Below are 21,026 nucleotides of genomic sequence, written 5' to 3' on the forward strand. Positions count from 1 at the left end.
GTGGGTAGAGAGTTTTCACTTGAAAAAACTCGTAACATAGGAATTATGGCACATATTGATGCCGGTAAAACCACTACTACTGAACGTATTCTCTTCTATACAGGTATCGTACACAAGATTGGTGAAGTTCATGAAGGCGCTGCTACAATGGACTGGATGGCTCAGGAACAGGAAAGAGGTATTACAATTACTTCTGCTGCGACTACTTGCCACTGGAAAGATCATCGTATCAACATCATCGACACACCAGGCCACGTGGACTTTACAGTTGAAGTAGAACGTTCACTTAGAGTGCTTGACGGCACGGTTGCTGTGTTCTCTGCTAAGGGTGGGGTTGAACCTCAGTCTGAAACAGTATGGCGCCAGGCTGAAAAATATAATGTACCTCGTATGGCGTACATTAATAAAATGGATATTATTGGGGCGGATTTTTACAATGTTATTCAAATGATGATTGATCGTTTGAATGCAAACCCAGTTGCAATTCAACTTCCAATTGGTGCTGAAGATCATTTCCTTGGTGTAATCGATCTGATAAAGATGGATGCCATCATATATGAAGATGACCTCGGTGAAGTTAGTGAAGAAGTTGCTATTCCAGAAGATATGAAAGAAATCGCTGCAAAATATCGTCAGATATTACTTGATGCCGTTGCTGAATGTGACGATGAGTTAATGATGAAATATCTTGAAGGCGAAGAATTAACAGAAGCCGAAATCAAAGGAGCAATTCGTAAAGCGACTATCGCTTGCACGATGACTCCAGTTGTTTGCGGTTCTTCTTATAAAAACAAAGGTGTTCAGCCAATGCTTGATGCAGTAGTTGATTACATGCCTGCACCGACGGATGTTCCGGCGATTAAAGGTACAAATCCTGATACTGGTGAAGAAGATAGTCGTCCTTCTGACGACAGCGCACCATTTTCAGCTCTTGCATTTAAAATTATGGCGGATCCATTTGTTGGTAAACTTGCATTCTTCCGTGTATATTCTGGTATGCTTTCTTCTGGGTCTTATGTATTTAATTCTACAAAAGGCAAAAAAGAACGTATCGGTCGTATTTTGCAGATGCATGCAAACCATCGTGAAGAAATCAGTGCTGTTTATAGCGGTGATATCGCAGCGGCAGTTGGTTTGAAAGATACAACGACAGGTGATACGCTTTGTGATGACAAAGCTCAAATCATTCTTGAATCCATGATCTTCCCAGATCCAGTTATCTCGGTTGCAGTTGAACCGAAGACCAAAGCAGATCAGGAAAAAATGGGTATTGCACTTTCAAAATTAGCTGAAGAAGATCCTACATTCCGTGTAAGAACTGATCAGGAAACTGGACAGACTATTATCTCCGGAATGGGCGAACTTCATTTAGAAATTATTGTTGATCGTATGCTTCGTGAATTTAAAGTTGATTGTACTGTAGGTAAACCTCAGGTTGCTTACCGTGAAACAATCCGCAAACAGGTTAAATCCGAAGGTAAATTTGTTCGTCAGTCTGGTGGTCGTGGTCAATACGGTCATTGCTGGCTTGAACTTGTTCCGCAGGAACCTGGTGTTGGATTCAGCTTTGAAAACAAGGTTGTTGGTGGTTCGATTCCAAGAGAATTTATCAATCCAATCGAAGCTGGGATAAAAGAAGCTATGGAAAACGGTGTTGTTGCCGGCTATCCAATGGTTGATATTAAAGCAATCGTATATGATGGTTCATACCATGATGTCGATTCTTCTGAAATGGCTTTTAAAATTGCCGGTTCGATGGCATTTAGATCAGGTGCTCAAAAAGCAACACCAGTACTTCTTGAACCATACATGAAAGTTGAAGTTATTGTTCCAGAAGATTATATGGGTGATGTAATTGGCGATTTAAATTCAAGACGTGGTCGTATTGAAGGAATGGAACCTAGAAATGGTGCACAAGTCATTGATGCATTTGTTCCACTTTCTGAAATGTTTGGTTACTCAACGGATTTACGTTCGAAAACACAGGGTCGTGGGAACTACTCAATGGAAATATCCCATTACGATGAAGTTCCTAAAAATATATCAGAAGCTATTACAGCTAAAAACAAGGGCGAATAAGGGAGGAATTATTCACAATGGCTAAGAAAAAGTTTGAAAGAACGAAACCACATGTAAATATTGGTACTATCGGTCATGTCGATCATGGTAAGACTACTTTGACGGCTGCTATCACAAAAGTGTTATCAGCACAAGGCGGCGCTGACTTTATGGATTATTCTATGATTGATAAGGCTCCAGAAGAAAGAGAACGTGGGATTACAATCAACACAGCTCACGTAGAATATGAAACTGAAAAAAGACATTATGCTCACGTTGACTGCCCGGGCCATGCCGATTATGTAAAAAACATGATCACTGGTGCGGCACAAATGGATGGTGCTATCTTGGTTGTAAGTGCAGCTGATGGTCCTATGCCACAGACTCGTGAACATATCCTTTTATCCCGTCAGGTTGGCGTACCAGCTATGGTTGTTTTCTTAAACAAAGCTGATATGGTTGATGACGAAGAATTATTGGAACTTGTAGAAATGGAAGTTCGTGAACTTCTTTCCAGCTATGAATTCCCTGGTGATGATATTCCAGTTATTACTGGTTCTGCATTAAAAGCTCTTGAAGGCGATGAAAAATATACAGCTAAAATCCTTGAACTCATGGACGCTGTTGATGAATACATCCCTACACCAGTTCGTGATACAGATAAACCTTTCTTGATGCCTGTCGAAGATGTCTTCACAATCACTGGCCGTGGTACAGTTGCTACTGGTCGTGTTGAACGTGGCGAAATCAAAATCGGCGACATTGTAGAAATTGTTGGTATGTCAGAAGCTCCTAAATCTACAACCGTAACTGGTATTGAAATGTTCCGTAAAATGCTCGATAGTGCTGTAGCTGGCGATAATGTTGGCGCACTTCTTCGTGGTGTTGAACGTAAAGAAATTGAACGTGGACAAGTTCTTGCTAAACCAGGATCTATTCATCCACATACGAAATTCATGGCTCAGGTTTACGTATTGACGAAAGAAGAAGGCGGCCGTCATACACCGTTCTTCACAAACTATCGTCCACAGTTCTACTTCCGTACAACTGACGTAACTGGCGTTGTTCGTTTACCAGAAGGTACTGAAATGGTTATGCCTGGCGATAACATCGAAATGGATATCGAATTAATCACTCCGATTGCTATTGAAAAAGGTTTACGTTTCGCTATCCGTGAAGGCGGCCATACAGTTGGTGCCGGTCGTGTAATCGAAGTTAAAGCTTAATTTTAACAATTAGTTATATAAGGGCGACGATATCGTCGCCCTTATATAAAGATTTTTTTTGGTACCCCCATGCGATGACGTGGTAGATTGCTCGCATAATCGAGGGAACTATCACGGAGAAATGTCCGGTCTTGAACTTGGGCGATAAGGAGGAAATTATATTGTCTAAACAACAGAAAATTAGAATTCGTTTAAAGGCTTATGATCATAAAGCTCTTGATCAGAGTGCAGTGAAAATTGTTGATACTGCAAAGAGAACGGGTGCAATGGTGTCCGGTCCTATTCCACTACCTACTGAAAGAAATATATATACAATTTTACGTTCTCCACATGTCAACAAGGATTCACGTGAACAGTTCGAAATGAGAACTCATAAACGTCTGATTGACATTTTAGAACCAACTTCCAAAACCGTAGACGCTTTAATGCGCTTGGATTTGCCAGCTGGTGTGGATATCGAAATCAAATTGTAAGAGGAGGTGGAATGAATGTCTAAAAAAGCAATTTTGGGTAAAAAACTTGGTATGACTCAGATTTTTACCGAAGAAGGTAAAGTAGTTCCTGTTACAGTTGTTGAATCAGGTACAAACGTTGTTGTACAAAATAGAACGTTTGAAAATGATGGTTACAATGCTGTACAGTTAGGTTTTGGAGCAATAAAAGAATTTAAAGTAACAAAACCTATGAAAGGTCATTTCGCAAAAGCTGGCGTAACACCAGTGAAATATATTCGTGAAATGCGTTTGACTGATGTTTCTGAATATAAAGTCGGTGATACAATCGGCGTTGACATATTTAGTGCTGGTGAATTAGTTGATGTTACAGGTACTTCCAAAGGTAAGGGTTTTGCTGGTACTATTAAACGTTATAACTTCGCTTGCGGCCCAATGGGTCATGGCTCTAAATCACATCGTGAACCAGGTTCTACTGGTGCAATGATCAGTGGTCACGGCGGACGCGTATTAAAAGGTAAAAAATTACCAGGTCGTATGGGTGGCGCACAAGTTACTGTACAACGCTTAAGTGTTGTAAGAGTAGATGCTGATCGCAACTTGATCTTAATTAAAGGAGCTATTCCTGGTCCTAAGAATAGTTTCGTAGTAATTAAAAATACGATTAAACCAGGTAAAAACTAATTGGAAGGAGGATATGCTATATTATGCCTAAAGTAGCAGTTTATACGATCACTGGTCAAACAGCTGGTGATTTAGAATTGAATGAAAACGTCTTTGGCGTTGAAGTAAATACAGCACTTGTTCATCAAGCGATTGTTATGCAGCTTGCAGCACAGCGTCTTGGTACACATGCAACTAAAACTAGAGGTTTTGTTCGCGGTGGTGGACGTAAACCTTGGAAGCAAAAAGGCACAGGTCGTGCAAGAAGCGGAAGCACGCGTTCCCCAATTTGGGTAGGCGGCGGTACGGTTTTTGGACCTTCACCTCGTTCTTATGCTTTCAGAATGCCTCGTAAACAACGTCGTTTAGCAATTAAATGTGCTTTGTCTGATAAAGTACAAAGTGGCGATTTTGTCGTTTTAGAGAACCTCAATTTTGATGCTCCTAAAACAAAAGATGTTGTTAAAATGTTAAATGACTTTAGCGTTGATAAAAAAGTTCTGATTGTTACAGCCGACATGGTTGAAAACGTAGAAAAATCTTCGCGCAATATCCCTGGTGTAAAAGCTATCAGTTCTTGTGGATTGAATGTTTATGATATCTTGAATCATAACAAACTCTTCATTACAAAAGATGCGATTACACGTATTGAGGAGGTACTTGCATAATGGACGCACGCGATATTTTGATCCGTCCACTTATTACTGAAAGAACTACTGAACTTATGGCTGAAGGTAAATATGTATTTGTTGTGGCTAAAGCAGCAAATAAAATTGAAATCAGCAAAGCAGTTTCAGATATTTTTAAAGTAAAAGTTGAGTCGGTAAACACAGTAAATGTGCTTGGTAAAGTAAAACGTATGGGACGCAGCATTGGCAAACGTTCTGATTATAAAAAAGCAATTGTGAAACTTGCAGCTGGAGAAACAATCGAATTCTTCGAAGCATAAGTTTCGACTTTTTGAAAAGGAGGTTAATTACGTGGCAGTAAAAAGTTTTAAACCATATTCTGCAGGCCGAAGATTTATGACAGTGGCTTCATTTGATGAAATCACTACAGATAAGCCTCAGAAATCCCTTGTTGAAAAACTAAACCAACATGGCGGTCGTAACCAACAAGGTCGTTTGACAGTAAGACATCAAGGCGGCGGTCATAAACGTTTATATCGTGTAATCGATTTTAAAAGAAATAAAGATGGTATTCCAGCACGTGTTGCTACAATTGAATACGATCCGAATCGCAGTGCACGTATTGCGCTTTTAAATTATGTTGACGGTGAAAAACGTTATATTTTAGCACCAAACGGATTGAAAGTTGGGGATCAAGTTGTTTCAGGCGCTGATTCAGATATCAAACCTGGTAATGCACTTCCAATTTTAAATATTCCAGTTGGTACGATGATCCACAATATTGAGCTGAAAATTGGTAAAGGTGGACAATTAGTTCGTTCTGCTGGTGCGAGTGCTCAATTAATGGCAAAAGAAGGCGATTATGCACTTTTGCGTATGCCTTCCGGTGAACTTCGTAAAGTTCATATCAACTGCCGTGCAACAATCGGTCAGGTTGGCAATTTAGAACATGAAAACATTACGATCGGTAAAGCAGGTCGTTCCCGTTGGTTGGGTATTCGCCCAGCAAACCGCGGTGTATCGATGAATCCTAATGACCATCCACATGGTGGTGGTGAAGGACGCAGCCCAGTTGGCCGTAAAAATCCTGTTACTAAATGGGGTAAATGTGCTATGGGTGCTACAACTCGTCGTAAGAAAAACTCTGACAAGTTTATTGTTAAGGGTCGTACGAAATAAATAAAGTAAGATAAACAAGCAGGTGCGAACCTTAATTATTAAGTTTGCCCTGGATGAAGGGAGGACATACTTTGTCAAGATCAATAAAAAAGGGACCTTATGTTCATGAAAGTGTTATGAAAAAAATCACAGCAATGAATGAAGCCGACGAAAAAAAGGTCATCAAAACTTGGTCACGCAGCTCTACAATTTTGCCGACATTTGTTGGTCATACGTTGGCAGTGCATGATGGTCGCAAACATGTACCTGTATACGTAACTGAAGATATGGTTGGTCATAAACTTGGCGAATTCGCGCCGACACGTACTTTCAAAGGTCATTCCGGCGAAGAAAGACGTACATCACTTAAGTAGTAAGTGCCGAAAGGAGGCTCCTCTGTGGAATCGAAAGCAATAGCAAAATACATTCGCGTAGCTCCTCGTAAAGTGCGTGTTGTTATGGATCTTATCCGTGGCAAAAACATTGGAGAAGCGTTTGCGATCTTAAAGTTCACACCTAAAGTTGGTGCTGACGTAATAGAAAAAGTATTGAAATCAGCAATAGCAAATGCTGAAAACAATTTTGATATGAATGTTGATAAGCTTTATGTATCCTCGGCTTTTGTTGATCAAGGCCCTACATTAAAACGAATCCATCCGCGTTCCCGTGGACAGGCGTTCAAAATTTTGAAACGCACATCTCATGTTACAGTTGTAGTAAAAGAAAGATAAGAAGGAGGGAAACGAATTGGGTCAGAAAGTTAATCCACATGGTCTGCGTCTAGGTATTGTGAAAACTTGGGATGCAAAATGGTACGCAGATAAAGATTATGCAGCTAACCTGCATGAAGATATTAAAGTGCGCACATACTTGAAGGAAAACCTTCATACTGCTGGCGTATCTAGAATAGAAACAGAACGCTCAAAAAATCGTTTGAAATTAACGATTCATACGGCTAAACCTGGTATGGTTATTGGTCGCGGCGGTTCTGGAATTGAACAAATTAAAACTGGTTTGAAAAAACTTACTACAAAACGTGTTGATATTAATATCGCTGAAATCAAACAGCCTGATATGGATTCTACACTTGTAGCTGAAAATATTGCAGCTCAATTAGAACGCCGTATTGCGTTCCGTCGTGCAATGAAACAAGCTGTTACCCGTACAATGCGCATGGGTGCAAAAGGTATTAAGGTAATGGTTGGTGGTCGTCTTGGCGGTGCCGAAATTGCTAGAAGTGAATTCTACCGTGAAGGTAGTATCCCTCTTCATACGTTAAGAGCTGACATTGACTACGGTACAGCTGAAGCTCATACAACTTACGGCCGCATCGGTGTAAAGGTATGGATCTTCAAAGGTGAAGTTCTTCCAGAAAAGAAACAACCAGTAGCTGTTGCCTCTGTTGAAGGGAGCGAAGCTTAATGTTATTACCAAAAAGAGTAAAATATCGGAAACAATTCCGTGGACGTATGAAAGGTAAAGCCCATAGAGGCAATACTGTAAGCCATGGTGAATTTGGTCTTCAAGCATTAGAACCAGCTTGGATCACAAATAGACAAATTGAAGCAGCTCGTATTGCTATGACTCGTTATATCAAACGTGGCGGCCAAGTTTGGATTAAAATTTTCCCAGATAAGCCTGTAACTTCGAAACCTGCTGAAACTCGTATGGGTAGTGGTAAAGGTTCCCCAGAATACTGGGTAGCAGTTGTTAAACCAGGTCGTATTTTGTTTGAAATGGATGGCGTGACACCTGAGATTGCTAAAGAAGCAATGCGTCTCGCAGCTCACAAACTTCCTATTAAAACAAAATTTGTTACACGTGACCAAGCTCAACAGCTGGCGGATTTGGCAGAGGGTGGTGAAGTAAATGAAGGTTAAAGATATACGAGATATGAGTGCTGGCGAACTTAACCAGAAAATTGCTTCGCTTAAAGAAGAGTTATTTAACCTCAGATTTCAACTCGCTACTGGTCAGCTTGAAAACCCGATGCGTATCAAAGAAGTTAAGAAAACAATAGCCCGTCTTAAAACAGTTCAACGTGAACAAGAGCTTAAAGCTTAAAACGTTTACAGACGAAAATGATATGCAGAGGAAGGAGGCTCCCCTAGATGAGCGAAGAAAGAAATGAACGCAAGACTAAAGTTGGTAAAGTTGTAAGTGATAAAATGGATAAAACAGTTGTAGTTGCTGTTGTTGATCTTGAACAACATCCACTCTACAAAAAAGCAGTAAAAAAGACTGTTAGATTCAAAGCGCATGATGAAAATAATGACGCACATACTGGCGATACCGTATCAATCATGGAAACTCGTCCACTGTCTAAAGACAAACGCTGGAGAGTAGTTGAAATTCTCGGAAGAGCAAAATAAGATTGATCTTATGAGGCAATTCTGTTTAGGATTTTAAGAAGGAGGTAAAACAATGATTCAACAACAAACAATGCTCACTGTTGGTGATAATACTGGTGCAAAAGAAATTATGTGCATTCGTGTTTTAGGCGGTTCATATCGCAAATTCGCTAATATTGGTGACGTAATTGTAGCTGCAGTTAAATCCGCTGCTCCTGGCGGCATGGTTAAAAAAGGTGAAGTTGTTAAGGCTGTAGTCGTACGTACTAAAAAAGGGTTACGACGTTCAGATGGCTCTTACATTCGCTTTGATGAAAACGCAGCTGTTTTAATTAAAGATGATAAAACTCCAAAAGGAACCCGTATTTTTGGACCAGTAGCTAGAGAGTTGCGTGACAAAGATTTCATGAAAATCGTCTCACTAGCTCCAGAAGTTATCTAATAGTGAGGAGGTGCCATATTGTCACTTAAAAAATTACACGTAAAAAAAGGCGATACAGTTTTAGTATTGTCTGGTAAAGATAAAGGCAAACAAGGTAAAGTTGTTCAGGCGTTACCTAAAAAAGACAAAGTTGTTATTGAAGGCGTAAACAAAATTAAACGTCATACAAAACCTAGCCAAAGTGCTCCACAAGGCGGAATTATTTCGAAAGAAGCTCCTATGGCTGCAGCAAAAGTTATGGTTGTATGTCCAGCTTGTTCGAAAGCTACCCGTATTGCGAAAAAAGAAGTCAATGGAAAGATGCTTCGTGCTTGCAAAAAATGCGGCGAAATCATCGATCAGGCTAAATAATTAAGGAAGGAGGAACACTGGTGGATAGATTAAAAGAGAAATATCTTAATGAAGTTGTTCCGGCTTTGACTGAACAATTCGGTTATAAAAATGTAATGGAAATTCCTCAAGTAGATAAAATTATCATTAACATGGGTGTTGGGGAAGCTGTTGGTAATCCAAAAGTTCTCGATGCTGCAGTGAACGATATGACTATGATTGCTGGTCAAAAACCTGTACTTACTCGTGCTAAAAAATCTTTAGCAGCTTGGAAGTTACGTGAAGGTATGCCAATTGGTGCGAAAGTAACTCTTCGCGGCTCTCGGATGTATCAATTCTTAGATAAATTTATGAACATTGCGCTTCCACGTGTACGTGATTTCCGTGGTGTAAGTGCAAAAGCATTTGATGGTCGTGGTAATTATTCTGTAGGTTTGAAAGAACAATTAATTTTCCCGGAAATCGAATATGATAAAATCGATAAACTTCGTGGCATGAATATTGTTGTTGTTACAACAGCAAACACTGATGAGGAAGCAAGAGCGCTTCTTAAATTGATGGGCATGCCATTTAGTGCGTAAAAGGAGGTACTGACTGTGGCCAAAAAGTCAATGATTGAAAAATGGAGCCAAGAACCTAAATTTAAGGTTCGCAAGTACAACAGATGTAAAATCTGTGGTCGTCCACACGGGTACATGAGGAAATTTGAAATGTGCCGTATCTGTTTCAGAGAACAAAGCTACAAAGGTGCCGTTCCTGGAATAACCAAAGCTAGCTGGTAATAAGATAGAACGAAAGGAGGATATCGATTTATGGTAATGACTGATCCTATTGCAGATCTGTTAACTCGTTTGCGTAATGCAAACTCGGTTTTTCATGAGAAAGTTGAAATTCCTGGTTCGAAAATCAAAAGAGCTATTGCAGTTGTTTTGAAAGAAGAGGGTTTCATCAAAGATTTTAGCTTTTCACAAGATAATAAACAAGGCGTTCTTACATTGACGCTTAAATATGGTCCGGAACGTGAAAAAGTAATCACTGGCATTAAACGTATTTCCAAACCTGGTTTACGTGCATATGCTAAAAGCGACCAAATACCTCGCGTACTTGGTGGTCTTGGTATCGCAATTGTTTCCACTTCAAAGGGAATCATGAGTGATAAACAAGCTCGTCGTGCTGGTCTCGGCGGCGAAGTAATCGCTTACGTTTGGTAATATATTTTTTTAGCTAGGAGGTGTACTAATGTCAAGAATTGGTAGAGCGCCGATCGAATTTGCAGCTGGCGTAACAGTTACAATTGCAGATGATAACACGGTGAACGTAAAAGGTCCAAAAGGCGAATTAACTCGCACATTTCATAAAGATATGATATTTGAAATGGAAGGCAATGTTATTACAGTAAAACGTCCTTCCGATGATAAACTACACAGATCATTACATGGTCTTTCTCGTACTTTACTTAATAATATGGTACTTGGTGTAACAGAAGGTTTTACAAAAACTCTTGAAATCAACGGTGTTGGTTATAGAGCAGCACAGACTGGTAATAACATCAACTTATCGCTTGGGTTTTCCCATCCATTGGTTGTAGAACCACCAGCTGGTATTAGCTTAGCGGTTCCTGCACCAAATAGAATTGTTGTTTCAGGTATTGATAAAGAACAAGTTGGCGCAATTGCTGCTAACATTCGCAGTTACAGAGAACCAGAACCTTATAAAGGTAAAGGTATTAAATATGAAGGTGAAGTTGTTCGTCGCAAGGTTGGTAAAGCTGGCGCGAAAGGCAAAAAATAATCATCTTTAGGGGAAAGGAGTGACTAATTTGCTTCTTAAAGCAGACAAAAATAAATCTCGTCAAAAACGTCACTTAAGAGTTCGTAATCATATTTCTGGAACTGCAGCAAGACCACGTTTGAATGTGTTTCGCAGTTTGAGTAATGTTTACGCACAAGTGATTGACGATATAAATGGTGTAACATTGGTTGCAGCAAGTTCAAAAGATAAGGGCTTCGAAAATTACGGTGGTAATGTTGAAGCAGCTAAAGCAGTCGGTACAGCAATTGCTAAACTTGCTTTGGAAAAAGGTATTACAGAAGTTGTGTTCGACCGTGGTGGTTATATATATCATGGTAGAGTTGCAGCATTAGCAGAAGCAGCTCGCGAAGCGGGTCTGAAATTCTAATTTTGTAAAGGAGGTAAATGAATGGCCAGAATCGACTATACTGCTCTTGAATTACAGGAGAAAGTTGTATATATCAATAGAGTTGCTAAGGTTGTAAAAGGTGGTCGTCGTTTTTCATTCAGCGCACTTGTTGTTGTTGGAGATGGAAACGGTCACGTTGGCGCTGGTTTGGGTAAAGCCGGTGAAGTTCCTGAAGCAATCAGAAAAGGCATCGAAGATGCTAAGAAAAATCTTATTGAAGTTTCATTGGTTGGAAAAACAATTCCACATCAGATTATCGGTGTGTTTGGCGCAGGTCGCGTTTTCTTAAAACCAGCTGCTAAAGGTACTGGTGTTATTGCTGGCGGTCCAGCACGTGCAGTGCTCGAACTTGCAGGCATTCACGATATCTTAACAAAATCTCTTGGTTCTTCAAATCCTAATAACATGGTTCGCGCTACGTTAAAAGGTTTGAATCAATTGAAAAAAGCTGAAGTTGTAGCAGAACTTCGTGGTAAAACAGTCCAGGAACTTTTGGGTTAAGGAGGCATTTCAATGGCAAAACTGAAAATTACTCTTACCAGAAGCCTGATCGGCAGACCTGAAAATCAAAGAGTTACTGTTAAGGCTTTAGGGTTACGTAAATTAAATTCGTCAGTAGAACAAGAAGATACGGCTGTGATTCGCGGCATGGTTCACAAAGTTGAACATCTTGTTACAGTTGAAGAATTACAAGACTAAGTTCAAGGAGGTGCTATGGTATGAATTTACATGAATTATCCCCAGCTCCTGGTTCCAAGAAAGTTCGCACCCGTGTAGGTCGCGGTATTGGTTCTGGACTAGGCAAAACATCTGGTAGAGGTCATAAAGGTCAAAATTCTCGTTCCGGTGGTGGTGTTCGTACTGGTTTTGAAGGCGGACAGATGCCAATTTATCGCAGATTACCGAAACGTGGTTTTACAAATATTTTTGCTAAAGTGTTTGCTGAAGTAAACGTAGCAGAATTAAATCGTTTTGAAGACGGCGCAACAGTTGATCCAGTTGCTTTAATCGAAATCGGCATCCTTAAAAATGTGCATGACGGTATTCGTATTCTAGGGAATGGTGAACTTACAAAAAAATTAACTGTAATCGCTAACGGCTTTACGAAATCTGCTGAAGCCAAAATTACAGCGGCAGGCGGAAAAGTAGAGGTGATCTAAGGTGCTTTCAGCCCTTGCGAATATCCTCAAGATTACTGAACTCAGACAAAAGATTGTATTTACATTAATCATGTTTGCGGTTTTCAGACTAGGAACACATATTCCTGCTCCAGGAGTAAATCCTGCCGTAATTGAGCAAATGTTTACGAGCGGCAACCTTTTGGGCTTGATGGATTTGTTTTCCGGTGGTGCTCTAAGTAAATTTTCTATATTTGCGATGAGTATTACTCCTTATATCAATGCTTCAATCATAATGCAGCTGTTAACAGTTGTTGTTCCGACACTTGAGCAGTGGTCCAAGGAAGGTGAAGAAGGGCGTAAACGAATCACCCAGGTTACCCGTTATTTAACCGTTGTACTTGCATTTGTACAAGCCATAGGTATGGCAATTGGTCTTAAACAGGCTATTTTAAATCCAGGTGTCGCATCAATATTAATTATTGCAATCACTCTGACAGCTGGTACTACATTTTTGATGTGGGTTGGTGAACAGATTACAGCTTATGGTGTTGGTAATGGTATTTCACTTATCATCTTTGCTGGTATCGTAGCAGCTTTACCAAAATCGTTGGGTACGATTTACAAGTATTTACAAGCAGGGACCATTAGTTATTTTAATGTGGCTTTGTTTCTAGTAATTGCGCTGTTCATGGTTGTTTTCGTTATTGCGATTCAGCAGGGACAACGTAGGATTCCAGTTTCTTATGCAAAACGAGTAGTTGGCCGCAAGACATACGGTGGTCAGTCTACGCACATTCCGCTTAAAGTTAATCAAGCGGGTGTTATTCCAATAATCTTTGCGTCATCCGTGTTAATGTTTCCAGTAACTATTGCCCAGTTTATTGAAGTTCCCTGGGTAAAAACAATTGCCGGTTATTTTGCGTGGGGTACACCTGTTCAGACGGCGTGTTATGCGTTGCTGATAATATTCTTCACGTACTTTTATACCGCGGTTACTGTAAAGATATCGGATATGGCAGAGAATCTGAAAAAATACGGTGGTTTTATACCGGGTATACGCCCTGGCAAGCCAACGGCAGAATATTTAGATCGCGTTATGACTCGAATTACGCTTGCAGGCGCTTTCTTCCTCGCATTTATCGCTATTTTGCCGAATGTGGTTGCAGGTGCAACCGGCATTCAAGGCGTATATTTTGGCGGTACAGCTCTCTTGATCGTTGTTGGGGTTGCACTTGACACGATGAAGCAGATCGAAGCGATGGTTGTAATGCGTCACTACCAAGGTTTCATGAAGTAGGGGAGGATTTTAGTATGTATATCCTGTTAATGGGACCGCCGGGGGCTGGTAAAGGTACTCAGGCGGCAAGTCTTGTGGAAAAGTTCGCGATTCCACATATTTCTACAGGCGATATGTTCCGCGCTGCTGTGAAAGAAGGAACCGAACTTGGCAAGCAAGCGAAGGCATGCATGGATGCTGGACAACTGGTTCCAGATAACGTAACAATCGGCATTGTTGGAGAACGTCTGGCAAAAGCGGATTGTAAAAAAGGTTTTATTTTGGATGGATTTCCGAGAACTGTTGACCAAGCAGATGCTTTGGACAAAATTCTCGTTAGTCTTGAAATAAAATTAACTCGTGTATTAAATATTGATGTTCCGGCCGAAGAGTTGATTGCTAGAGCAGTTGGCCGCCGTATTTGTAAAAAATGCGGTGCAACGTACCACGTAACATTTAAGCCGACAGCTAAAGTCGGCATTTGTGATGCGTGTGGCGGTGAAACATATCAAAGAGCAGATGATAGTGAAGCTACCATGAAAAATCGTTTGTCTGTATATGTTTCACAAACTAAGCCGCTCATTGATTACTATCAGAATGCAGGTTTATATACTGAAGTTGATGGTAGACAAGCAATCAACAAAGTGTTTGATGATGTTGTTGCAAGCTTGAGAGGTTAATAGATGCTCATCCAAAAGTCTAGTCGGGAAACCGATGCTGAATTAGACGCTGGTAAGCCGGACGTTTGTACATCCGAAAATAATAAAATCACCGAAAGATATATACGAAGTTGTGGTGCAATTCCAACTTTAAAAGTCTATGGTGAAGATCCGGGAGCAGCCGCTAAGGCTGCACTGGAAATTCCCAATTTAAATAACGACGATGTTGGGCATGGCATTTGTAAAATGCAAAAAGCTCCTCAGATTCCGAATGCTGGTTTAGGCAGTCATGTGCCACGATTACAATCTGGACTGACTTTAGCCCAACCACAAATAGGTCAAGTTGTTGAAAGCATTACAGGTCGTGATATTTCGACGAGGTACTTGATCGTTAAGATTCAAGGGAATATGCTTTTTGTCAGTGATGGCAGAAAACGGAAAATCGTGAATCCGAAAAAGAAAAACATTCGGCATGTCAGTGTTTATAAAAAGGTATTTGAAGAGATTGCGAAGCGCATTCAAGCTGATCGAAAGGTTACTGATGAAGAAATTCGCAGTGCTTTAAAATCCTCGGACGCTGACAGGCATCGAGAAGGGAGAAACTCATGTCCAAACAAGACGTAATTGAAGTTGAAGGTAAAGTGCTTGAATCATTGCCAAATGCAATGTTCCAAGTCGAATTAGAAAATGGTCATGTTGTATTGGCACATGTTTCAGGAAAAATTCGCATGAATTTCATTCGTATTTTACCTGGGGATAAAGTTACAATTGAACTTACGCCATACGATTTAACTCGTGGCCGTATAACCTACCGTTTCAAATAATTCGTATTGATGTCTGATGCAAACAGGCATCAGATCGATCAAAATGACATTGTAAGAAGGGGGCAGAGCGCAATGAAAGTTAAACCATCGGTTAAAGCTATTTGTGAAAAATGCAAAGTAATTAAGCGCAAAGGTCACGTAATGGTTATTTGTGAAAATCCGAAACATAAACAAAAACAAGGATAAGAGGGGGTGCTTGATATATGGCACGTATTACCGGAATAGATTTGCCGCGTGATAAGAGAATCGAAATTGCTTTAACATATATCTTTGGTATTGGTCTCACGACTTCTAAAAAGATTTTAGTAGCTACAGGTATTAATCCCGATACCCGTACTCGTGATTTGACAGAAGATGAAGTTGCAAAACTTCGTGAAATCATTGATAAAGAATGTAAAGTAGAAGGCGATTTACGTCGTGAAGAATCATTAAATATTAAACGCTTAGTAGAAATCGGTTGTTACCGTGGAAGAAGACATCGTATGGGTCTTCCAGTTCGCGGTCAGAACACGAAAAATAATGCACGTACACGTAAAGGTCCAAAAAGAGCAGTTGGAGCGAAGAAAAAGAAAATAGTGTAAAGGGGGTTAAACATTGGTAGTTAAGAAAGTATCGCGTACAAAGAAAAAAGTTCGTAAAAATATTGAATTTGGTATCGCTCATATTCGTTCAACTTTCAATAATACGATTGTAACAATTACGGATGTCCAAGGTAATGCATTATCATGGTCAAGTGCTGGTGGACTTGGGTTTAGAGGTTCTAGAAAAAGCACTCCATTCGCAGCTCAGATGGCAGCAGAAGTTGCCGCTAAAGCAGCAATGGAACATGGTTTGAAATCAGTAGAAGTATTCGTTAAAGGTCCTGGATCCGGACGTGAAGCGGCAATAAGATCATTGCAGGCTACAGGCTTGGAAGTTAACTTAATCAAAGATGTTACTCCAGTCCCTCATAATGGATGCCGTCCGCCAAAACGTAGAAGAGTATAATGGAGGTGCAAATATAGATGGCAATTGATAGAGTCCCGGCTCTCAAAAGATGCCGATCCCTCGGTATCGAACCAGCTGTTGTTGGCTTAAATAAAGAATCGAAACGTCAACCAAGACGTACGAATAAAAAAGTAAGCGAATATGGTACACAGCTTAAAGAAAAACAAAAAGCAAAATTTATCTATGGTGTTTTAGAAAAACAATTTAGATCTTATTATGATAAAGCAAAAAAAATGCCAGGTGTTACAGGTGAAAACTTATTAGGTCTTCTTGAAAGAAGAATTGATAATGTTGTTTTCCGTTTAGGTCTTGCTGCTACTCGCAGACAAGCTCGTCAAATTGTTTCCCATGGTCATATTGCTGTAAATGGTAAACGTCTTGATATTCCGTCTGCTTTAGTTAAAGTGAATGACGTTGTTACGATTAAAGAAACTAGCCGTGGCAATGAATTCTTTAAAGGTGTTGTAGAATCATATGATTCATTAAGCACACCTGCTTGGATTTCTGCAGATGCTCAAAACTTGAGTGGTACAGTTACAAGATTTCCAAATCGTGATGAAATCGATGTTCCTATCGATGAACAAGCGATTGTTGAATTGTACTCCAGATAATATGTCTTTATGTATCAATATTGACATAGCGTAAGGTATTCTATTACGCAAAATTGAGGAGGGTATTCCAGATGATCGAAATCGAAAAACCGAAGATTGAGATAGTGGAAATCAGTGAAGACAATCATTATGGCAAGTTTATCTGTGAACCGTTAGAACGTGGTTATGGTACTACGCTTGGGAACAGTCTGCGTCGCATATTATTGTCGTCTTTACAGGGTGCTGCAATTACCTCCATTAGGGTTGATGGGGTTCTCCATGAGTTTTCCACCATTCCTGGTGTTCGGGATGACGTTACGAATATCATTCTAAACTTAAAATCACTTTGCCTTAAAATGCATAGTGAAGAACCAAAAGTAATTCGGATTGATGTTGAAGGTGAAAAAGACATCACAGCTGCTGATATTATCACAGATGCTGATGTCGAAATCCTCAACCCTGAATTGCATATTGCTACAGTCGATGCAAGTGGTTCTCTGAAAATGGAACTGACTGTTGAACGCGGTCGTGGTTATGTTCCAGCCGATAAGAATAAAAGGCCAGATCATGTAATTGGTATTATTCCTATCGATTCACTTTTTTCGCCAATCCAGAGAGTGAACTATACAGTATCTGATACTCGTGTAGGTAACGTTACAGACTACGATAAGTTGACTCTGGAAGTTTGGACCGATGGCTCTATTCGACCGGAAGAAGCAGTAAGCAAATCTGCAAGCATATTGGTTGCACATTTGAAACTGTTCCAGAATATGGCTGGCCTTCCTGAAGAAGACGAAGAAACTGAAGGAACATTTACGGAAGCTCCAGAAAGTGACGTTTCTAAAGTTTTAGAAATGACTATCGAGGACTTAGATCTATCAGTTCGTTCATATAACTGCTTGAAAAGGGCCGGTATTAATACGGTTTCAGATCTTGCACAAAAAAGCGAAGATGATATGATGAAAGTTAGAAATCTCGGTCGTAAGTCTCTTGAAGAAGTTAAGAAAAAATTGCAAGAGCTTGATTTGGCACTTGTTGAAATTGAAGAATAGGAGAGGAAGATATGGGCTATAGAAAATTAGGACGTGACTCTAGTGCACGTAAAGCTTTGTTTCGCCACATTTTAACTTCTTTCTTTAAATATGAACGCATTGAAACTACAGAAGCTAAAGCAAAAGAAATCAGCGGACTTGCTGAGCAACTCATTACTTTAGGAAAACGCGGGGATTTACATTCACGCCGTCAGGCTATTGCGCGTCTCATTGATGAAGAAGTAGTAAGAAAATTATTTGATGAAATTGCACCTAAATACAATGATCGCCAAGGTGGTTACACTCGTGTACTCAAACTTGGTCCTCGTCGCGGCGATGCTGCTCCGATGGCAATTCTTGAATTAGTGTAATTCGCAAAGGGCGGCCATTCGGTCGCCTTTCTTGTTAAGCGAAAAGAAAATAATTTCTTTTCGTTTACCAAGAAAGGCGATTGCGTTAACAAATTGTATCAAGTATAATAAAGGGGTATTGCTTAAAGCAGTACCTCTTTATTTTAGCGGATTTTCTTAAAAGGAGTATGACAATAGTGGAGTTAATTCAAGTAGAACATTTAAGTCATCTATATCATAAGGATATGGATCATGAATATAAAGCACTCGATGATATTAATTTAACGATTCAAGAAGGCGAATTCATTGTTATTATCGGTACAAACGGGTCTGGAAAGTCAACCTTGGCAAAACATTTTAATGCACTCTTATTGCCAACAAGTGGGATTTGTCGAGTGGCTGGAATGGAAACAAGCTCTGAAGCGAATTTGTGGAAAATAAGGCAGCACATAGGAATGGTTTTTCAAAATCCGGATAATCAGATTGTCGCTACTTTGGTCGAAGAAGATATTGCATTTGGTCCAGAAAATTTAGGGGTGCCAAGTGAAGAAATAAAAAAACGTGTGACAGAAGCCCTTAAAGTAGTTGGTATGGAAAAATATCGAAAATTTGCTCCTCACCTTTTATCAGGTGGACAAAAACAACGCGTTGCCATTGCGGGGGCTCTTGCGATGCATACACGTTGTCTGGTGCTTGATGAACCAACAGCAATGCTTGATCCAATCGGGCGTGCGGAAGTTATGGCAACTGTGAAAAATCTGCATGATGAAGCAGGTATTACGATTATCTATATCACTCATTTTATGGAAGAAGCAGTCATGGCAGATCGAGTTGTGGTTATGAAAGAAGGACAGATTTGTGATCAAGGAACACCAACAGAAATTTTCACGCAGGTAGAAAAATTGAAAAAGTTAGGTCTTGAGGTCCCCTTGGCTATAGAGGTCGCTGCAAAGCTTCGTGAACGGGGAATTCCGTTACCTCCTTATATTATTACCAATGAAGAATTGGCGGTGTGTTTATGTCAATTGAAGTGAAGAATATAACATATACATATATGGCAAAAACTCCTTTTGAAAGAGTTGCCTTGAAAAATATAGATCTAACCATTGAAAAGGGTGAATTTATCGCTATTATCGGACATACTGGCTCTGGTAAATCTACGCTGGTTCAACATCTTAATGCACTGCTTACGCCGACTATTGGGTCCGTACTGGTGGATGGAAATGATATCAATACAAAAAATGAAGCAGCAAAAACAGCACGGCGAAAAGTTGGCATGGTTTTTCAATATCCTGAACATCAGTTGTTTGAAGAAACGGTTTATGAAGACATTGCATTTGGACCACATAATATGGGGTTTTCAGAAGAGCTGGTTGAAAATCATGTTAAAAAAGCTATGGAGTTTGTTAATTTAGATTTTGATGAATATAAAGATCGTTCTCCCTTTCAATTAAGTGGTGGGCAGATGCGGCGTGTTGCCATTGCGGGGGTCATTGCCTTAAATCCACAATATCTTATTTTGGATGAACCAACAGCTGGACTGGACCCCATTGGCAGAAAAGATTTATTTAAAAAAATACAGCAGATTCATAAAAAAGAAAAGATAGCGATTGTACTTGTATCACATAATATGGATGATGTGGCTGCCTTGGCCGATCGAATTATCGTTATGAATCATGGGGAAATCACCATTGATGCGAAACCAAAGCAAGCTTTTTCTCAAATCGAACAAATAACAGAAGCTGGTTTAGCCGTACCGCATATGACAGCTCTTTTAGAGCAACTAAAGCAAAACGGAATGGCAGTCGATACGACACCACTTACACTTGGGGCTGGGGTCGATAGCATTTTGGCGGCAATAAGGAGGCGGAAATGATGTTGACAGATATAACAATTGGTCAATATTTCCCGGGAAATTCATTTATTCATCGTCTCGATCCGCGAACAAAAGTTATTGTGCTGCTTTTGTTGATCGTCGCTATTTTTTTACTTGATACACCATGGGCCTATGCGGGCTTATGCGGATTTACATTTCTTATTATTCATGTATCCGGTGTACCATTAAATATGATGATTAAATCATTAAAACCGCTTTTTTGGATTCTTTTATTTACGTTTCTTATTCATTTATTTACAACACAGGGTGATATTATTTGGCAAGGCTGGATTTTTTCTATTACCGGACAAGGTTTGAAACAGGGGGTTTTTATTTCAATACGTTTAGTCCTGTTGATTTTATTGTCTTCACTTTTGACTTTTACGACATCACCAATTGCGTTAACGGATGCACTCGAAAATTTGATGAATCCATTTAAGCGACTTGGGTTACCAGCGCATGAATTAGCCATGATGATGACAATAGCCTTACGTTTTATTCCAACATTGCTCGAAGAAACAGACAAAATTATGAAAGCACAAAAATCACGTGGAGCGGATTTTTCATCAGGAAATATTGTCAAACGACTAAAAAGTCTCATCCCGATTTTAGTTCCTCTATTTATTGGTGCTTTTCGTCGGGCAGATGAACTTGCTATAGCGATGGAGGCAAGATGCTATCGTGGCGGTGCGAATCGTACACGTATGAAGGTATTGAAAATTGAGCGGATTGATTATGTGGCGTATTCGTTTCTGGCAATCGTGCTGGCGGGACTTAGTGTATTAAAATGTAGTGGGTTATAA

36 protein-coding genes are annotated in these 21,026 nt (G+C 39.9%); all 36 read left to right on the forward strand.

From position 1 onward, the window contains the following. The 36 genes from fusA to F606_RS0113605 all read left to right on the forward strand — a co-directional run bounded on the left by fusA (position 1) and on the right by F606_RS0113605 (position 21,026). The gene (gene fusA / locus F606_RS0113430) at positions 1–2,079 is read left to right on the forward strand and encodes an elongation factor G (protein WP_019554402.1); all 2,079 of its coding nucleotides are present in this window, start codon (positions 1–3) and stop codon (positions 2,077–2,079) included. A gap of 17 nt (positions 2,080–2,096) precedes the next feature. Beyond that, on the forward strand, positions 2,097–3,284 hold the full coding sequence (gene tuf / locus F606_RS0113435; RefSeq protein WP_019554403.1) for an elongation factor Tu: 1,188 nt from the start codon (positions 2,097–2,099) through the stop codon (positions 3,282–3,284). Positions 3,285–3,445: 161 nt separating this feature from the next. Continuing rightward, on the forward strand, positions 3,446–3,757 hold the full coding sequence (gene rpsJ, locus F606_RS0113440) for a 30S ribosomal protein S10 (RefSeq protein WP_019554404.1): 312 nt from the start codon (positions 3,446–3,448) through the stop codon (positions 3,755–3,757). A 15-nt stretch (positions 3,758–3,772) separates the two neighbouring features. Beyond that, positions 3,773–4,420 carry a 50S ribosomal protein L3 gene (gene rplC, locus F606_RS0113445; protein WP_019554405.1) on the forward strand — a complete coding sequence of 216 codons (648 nt, stop codon included), beginning with the start codon at positions 3,773–3,775 and terminating at the stop codon, positions 4,418–4,420. A 23-nt stretch (positions 4,421–4,443) separates the two neighbouring features. Beyond that, complete coding sequence (gene rplD / locus F606_RS0113450) at positions 4,444–5,067, forward strand: 50S ribosomal protein L4 (RefSeq protein ID WP_019554406.1); 624 nt, start codon at positions 4,444–4,446, stop codon at positions 5,065–5,067. Next, positions 5,067–5,348 (forward strand): 50S ribosomal protein L23, encoded by a 282-nt coding sequence (gene rplW, locus F606_RS0113455; protein ID WP_019554407.1) that lies wholly within the window; start codon positions 5,067–5,069, stop codon positions 5,346–5,348. Before rplD ends, rplW begins: the two co-directional genes overlap by 1 nt. 31 nt (positions 5,349–5,379) lie before the next feature. Then, positions 5,380–6,207 (forward strand): 50S ribosomal protein L2, encoded by an 828-nt coding sequence (gene rplB / locus F606_RS0113460; protein ID WP_019554408.1) that lies wholly within the window; start codon positions 5,380–5,382, stop codon positions 6,205–6,207. 71 nt (positions 6,208–6,278) lie between these two features. Then, on the forward strand, positions 6,279–6,560 hold the full coding sequence (gene rpsS, locus F606_RS0113465) for a 30S ribosomal protein S19 (protein WP_019554409.1): 282 nt from the start codon (positions 6,279–6,281) through the stop codon (positions 6,558–6,560). Positions 6,561–6,584: 24 nt separating this feature from the next. Then, entirely contained in the window at positions 6,585–6,917 is a 333-nt protein-coding gene (rplV, locus tag F606_RS0113470; protein ID WP_019554410.1) for a 50S ribosomal protein L22, read from the forward strand. Between the two features lie 16 nt (positions 6,918–6,933). Then, positions 6,934–7,608 carry a 30S ribosomal protein S3 gene (gene rpsC / locus F606_RS0113475; RefSeq protein ID WP_019554411.1) on the forward strand — a complete coding sequence of 225 codons (675 nt, stop codon included), beginning with the start codon at positions 6,934–6,936 and terminating at the stop codon, positions 7,606–7,608. Next, complete coding sequence (gene rplP, locus F606_RS0113480; RefSeq protein ID WP_019554412.1) at positions 7,608–8,066, forward strand: 50S ribosomal protein L16; 459 nt, start codon at positions 7,608–7,610, stop codon at positions 8,064–8,066. The genes rpsC and rplP overlap by 1 nt, the downstream gene beginning before the upstream one ends. Beyond that, a complete protein-coding gene (gene rpmC, locus F606_RS0113485; protein ID WP_019554413.1) occupies positions 8,056–8,250 on the forward strand; it encodes a 50S ribosomal protein L29 in 195 nt (64 codons plus the stop codon). The genes rplP and rpmC overlap by 11 nt, the downstream gene beginning before the upstream one ends. A 47-nt stretch (positions 8,251–8,297) precedes the next feature. After that, entirely contained in the window at positions 8,298–8,558 is a 261-nt protein-coding gene (rpsQ, locus tag F606_RS0113490; protein ID WP_019554414.1) for a 30S ribosomal protein S17, read from the forward strand. A 52-nt stretch (positions 8,559–8,610) separates the two neighbouring features. Continuing rightward, a complete protein-coding gene (gene rplN / locus F606_RS0113495) occupies positions 8,611–8,979 on the forward strand; it encodes a 50S ribosomal protein L14 (protein ID WP_019554415.1) in 369 nt (122 codons plus the stop codon). An 18-nt stretch (positions 8,980–8,997) separates the two neighbouring features. Further along, positions 8,998–9,330: a 50S ribosomal protein L24 gene (rplX, locus tag F606_RS0113500; RefSeq protein ID WP_019554416.1), complete on the forward strand. Its 333-nt coding sequence runs from the start codon at positions 8,998–9,000 to the stop codon at positions 9,328–9,330. Positions 9,331–9,350: 20 nt separating this feature from the next. Further along, positions 9,351–9,890 carry a 50S ribosomal protein L5 gene (gene rplE, locus F606_RS0113505; RefSeq protein WP_019554417.1) on the forward strand — a complete coding sequence of 180 codons (540 nt, stop codon included), beginning with the start codon at positions 9,351–9,353 and terminating at the stop codon, positions 9,888–9,890. A 15-nt stretch (positions 9,891–9,905) separates the two neighbouring features. Then, positions 9,906–10,091 (forward strand): type Z 30S ribosomal protein S14, encoded by a 186-nt coding sequence (locus tag F606_RS0113510; RefSeq protein WP_019554418.1) that lies wholly within the window; start codon positions 9,906–9,908, stop codon positions 10,089–10,091. A gap of 30 nt (positions 10,092–10,121) precedes the next feature. Continuing rightward, the gene (gene rpsH / locus F606_RS0113515; RefSeq protein ID WP_019554419.1) at positions 10,122–10,520 is read left to right on the forward strand and encodes a 30S ribosomal protein S8; all 399 of its coding nucleotides are present in this window, start codon (positions 10,122–10,124) and stop codon (positions 10,518–10,520) included. Between the two features lie 28 nt (positions 10,521–10,548). Then, positions 10,549–11,100: a 50S ribosomal protein L6 gene (rplF, locus tag F606_RS0113520; RefSeq protein WP_019554420.1), complete on the forward strand. Its 552-nt coding sequence runs from the start codon at positions 10,549–10,551 to the stop codon at positions 11,098–11,100. Between the two features lie 28 nt (positions 11,101–11,128). After that, positions 11,129–11,488 carry a 50S ribosomal protein L18 gene (gene rplR / locus F606_RS0113525; protein WP_019554421.1) on the forward strand — a complete coding sequence of 120 codons (360 nt, stop codon included), beginning with the start codon at positions 11,129–11,131 and terminating at the stop codon, positions 11,486–11,488. A gap of 21 nt (positions 11,489–11,509) precedes the next feature. Continuing rightward, positions 11,510–12,010, forward strand: coding sequence for a 30S ribosomal protein S5 (rpsE, locus tag F606_RS0113530; protein ID WP_019554422.1), 501 nt, complete (start codon positions 11,510–11,512; stop codon positions 12,008–12,010). 12 nt (positions 12,011–12,022) lie between these two features. After that, complete coding sequence (gene rpmD / locus F606_RS0113535) at positions 12,023–12,208, forward strand: 50S ribosomal protein L30 (protein ID WP_019554423.1); 186 nt, start codon at positions 12,023–12,025, stop codon at positions 12,206–12,208. Between the two features lie 20 nt (positions 12,209–12,228). Beyond that, the gene (rplO, locus tag F606_RS0113540; protein ID WP_019554424.1) at positions 12,229–12,669 is read left to right on the forward strand and encodes a 50S ribosomal protein L15; all 441 of its coding nucleotides are present in this window, start codon (positions 12,229–12,231) and stop codon (positions 12,667–12,669) included. A gap of 1 nt (position 12,670) precedes the next feature. Next, positions 12,671–13,927, forward strand: a complete 1,257-nt coding sequence (gene secY, locus F606_RS0113545; RefSeq protein ID WP_019554425.1) for a preprotein translocase subunit SecY — start codon at positions 12,671–12,673, stop codon at positions 13,925–13,927. 14 nt (positions 13,928–13,941) lie between these two features. Next, the gene (locus F606_RS0113550) at positions 13,942–14,586 is read left to right on the forward strand and encodes an adenylate kinase (RefSeq protein WP_019554426.1); all 645 of its coding nucleotides are present in this window, start codon (positions 13,942–13,944) and stop codon (positions 14,584–14,586) included. A gap of 3 nt (positions 14,587–14,589) precedes the next feature. Continuing rightward, positions 14,590–15,189, forward strand: a complete 600-nt coding sequence (locus F606_RS23710; protein ID WP_019554427.1) for a KOW domain-containing RNA-binding protein — start codon at positions 14,590–14,592, stop codon at positions 15,187–15,189. Next, entirely contained in the window at positions 15,171–15,389 is a 219-nt protein-coding gene (gene infA, locus F606_RS0113560) for a translation initiation factor IF-1 (RefSeq protein WP_019554428.1), read from the forward strand. Before F606_RS23710 ends, infA begins: the two co-directional genes overlap by 19 nt. A 72-nt stretch (positions 15,390–15,461) precedes the next feature. Continuing rightward, the gene (gene rpmJ / locus F606_RS0113565) at positions 15,462–15,575 is read left to right on the forward strand and encodes a 50S ribosomal protein L36 (RefSeq protein ID WP_019554429.1); all 114 of its coding nucleotides are present in this window, start codon (positions 15,462–15,464) and stop codon (positions 15,573–15,575) included. Between the two features lie 17 nt (positions 15,576–15,592). Then, a complete protein-coding gene (rpsM, locus tag F606_RS0113570; protein WP_019554430.1) occupies positions 15,593–15,970 on the forward strand; it encodes a 30S ribosomal protein S13 in 378 nt (125 codons plus the stop codon). A 13-nt stretch (positions 15,971–15,983) separates the two neighbouring features. Beyond that, on the forward strand, positions 15,984–16,376 hold the full coding sequence (rpsK, locus tag F606_RS0113575; protein ID WP_019554431.1) for a 30S ribosomal protein S11: 393 nt from the start codon (positions 15,984–15,986) through the stop codon (positions 16,374–16,376). 17 nt (positions 16,377–16,393) lie between these two features. After that, positions 16,394–16,987 (forward strand): 30S ribosomal protein S4, encoded by a 594-nt coding sequence (rpsD, locus tag F606_RS0113580; RefSeq protein WP_019554432.1) that lies wholly within the window; start codon positions 16,394–16,396, stop codon positions 16,985–16,987. 71 nt (positions 16,988–17,058) lie between these two features. Further along, positions 17,059–18,018 (forward strand): DNA-directed RNA polymerase subunit alpha, encoded by a 960-nt coding sequence (locus F606_RS0113585; RefSeq protein ID WP_019554433.1) that lies wholly within the window; start codon positions 17,059–17,061, stop codon positions 18,016–18,018. A gap of 11 nt (positions 18,019–18,029) precedes the next feature. Continuing rightward, positions 18,030–18,368, forward strand: a complete 339-nt coding sequence (gene rplQ, locus F606_RS0113590; RefSeq protein WP_019554434.1) for a 50S ribosomal protein L17 — start codon at positions 18,030–18,032, stop codon at positions 18,366–18,368. A 173-nt stretch (positions 18,369–18,541) separates the two neighbouring features. Further along, positions 18,542–19,381, forward strand: coding sequence for an energy-coupling factor transporter ATPase (locus F606_RS0113595; protein WP_026329395.1), 840 nt, complete (start codon positions 18,542–18,544; stop codon positions 19,379–19,381). Further along, entirely contained in the window at positions 19,366–20,223 is an 858-nt protein-coding gene (locus F606_RS0113600) for an energy-coupling factor transporter ATPase (protein ID WP_019554436.1), read from the forward strand. Before F606_RS0113595 ends, F606_RS0113600 begins: the two co-directional genes overlap by 16 nt. Further along, entirely contained in the window at positions 20,223–21,026 is an 804-nt protein-coding gene (locus F606_RS0113605; RefSeq protein WP_019554437.1) for an energy-coupling factor transporter transmembrane component T family protein, read from the forward strand. Before F606_RS0113600 ends, F606_RS0113605 begins: the two co-directional genes overlap by 1 nt.

It is taken from the genome of Propionispira raffinosivorans DSM 20765, assembly GCF_000381065.1.
Classification (GTDB): domain Bacteria; phylum Bacillota; class Negativicutes; order Selenomonadales; family Selenomonadaceae; genus Propionispira; species Propionispira raffinosivorans.

Excerpts from the sequence above, each read along its gene's own strand:
- tuf (WP_019554403.1), top strand. The coding sequence starts at position 2,097 with ATGGCTAAGAAAAAGTTTGAAAGAACGAAACCACATGTAAATATTGGT.
- rplC (WP_019554405.1), top strand. The coding sequence starts at position 3,773 with ATGTCTAAAAAAGCAATTTTGGGTAAAAAACTTGGTATGACTCAGATT.
- rplD (WP_019554406.1), top strand. The coding sequence starts at position 4,444 with ATGCCTAAAGTAGCAGTTTATACGATCACTGGTCAAACAGCTGGTGAT.
- rplW (WP_019554407.1), top strand. The coding sequence starts at position 5,067 with ATGGACGCACGCGATATTTTGATCCGTCCACTTATTACTGAAAGAACT.
- rplP (WP_019554412.1), top strand. The coding sequence starts at position 7,608 with ATGTTATTACCAAAAAGAGTAAAATATCGGAAACAATTCCGTGGACGT.
- rpmC (WP_019554413.1), top strand. The coding sequence starts at position 8,056 with ATGAAGGTTAAAGATATACGAGATATGAGTGCTGGCGAACTTAACCAG.
- rpsQ (WP_019554414.1), top strand. The coding sequence starts at position 8,298 with ATGAGCGAAGAAAGAAATGAACGCAAGACTAAAGTTGGTAAAGTTGTA.
- rplN (WP_019554415.1), top strand. The coding sequence starts at position 8,611 with ATGATTCAACAACAAACAATGCTCACTGTTGGTGATAATACTGGTGCA.
- rpsH (WP_019554419.1), top strand. The coding sequence starts at position 10,122 with ATGGTAATGACTGATCCTATTGCAGATCTGTTAACTCGTTTGCGTAAT.
- rplF (WP_019554420.1), top strand. The coding sequence starts at position 10,549 with ATGTCAAGAATTGGTAGAGCGCCGATCGAATTTGCAGCTGGCGTAACA.
- rpsE (WP_019554422.1), top strand. The coding sequence starts at position 11,510 with ATGGCCAGAATCGACTATACTGCTCTTGAATTACAGGAGAAAGTTGTA.
- rpmD (WP_019554423.1), top strand. The coding sequence starts at position 12,023 with ATGGCAAAACTGAAAATTACTCTTACCAGAAGCCTGATCGGCAGACCT.
- rplO (WP_019554424.1), top strand. The coding sequence starts at position 12,229 with ATGAATTTACATGAATTATCCCCAGCTCCTGGTTCCAAGAAAGTTCGC.
- F606_RS0113550 (WP_019554426.1), top strand. The coding sequence starts at position 13,942 with ATGTATATCCTGTTAATGGGACCGCCGGGGGCTGGTAAAGGTACTCAG.
- F606_RS23710 (WP_019554427.1), top strand. The coding sequence starts at position 14,590 with ATGCTCATCCAAAAGTCTAGTCGGGAAACCGATGCTGAATTAGACGCT.
- infA (WP_019554428.1), top strand. The coding sequence starts at position 15,171 with ATGTCCAAACAAGACGTAATTGAAGTTGAAGGTAAAGTGCTTGAATCA.
- rpmJ (WP_019554429.1), top strand. The coding sequence starts at position 15,462 with ATGAAAGTTAAACCATCGGTTAAAGCTATTTGTGAAAAATGCAAAGTA.
- rpsM (WP_019554430.1), top strand. The coding sequence starts at position 15,593 with ATGGCACGTATTACCGGAATAGATTTGCCGCGTGATAAGAGAATCGAA.
- rpsD (WP_019554432.1), top strand. The coding sequence starts at position 16,394 with ATGGCAATTGATAGAGTCCCGGCTCTCAAAAGATGCCGATCCCTCGGT.
- F606_RS0113585 (WP_019554433.1), top strand. The coding sequence starts at position 17,059 with ATGATCGAAATCGAAAAACCGAAGATTGAGATAGTGGAAATCAGTGAA.
- rplQ (WP_019554434.1), top strand. The coding sequence starts at position 18,030 with ATGGGCTATAGAAAATTAGGACGTGACTCTAGTGCACGTAAAGCTTTG.
- F606_RS0113600 (WP_019554436.1), top strand. The coding sequence starts at position 19,366 with ATGTCAATTGAAGTGAAGAATATAACATATACATATATGGCAAAAACT.
- F606_RS0113605 (WP_019554437.1), top strand. The coding sequence starts at position 20,223 with ATGTTGACAGATATAACAATTGGTCAATATTTCCCGGGAAATTCATTT.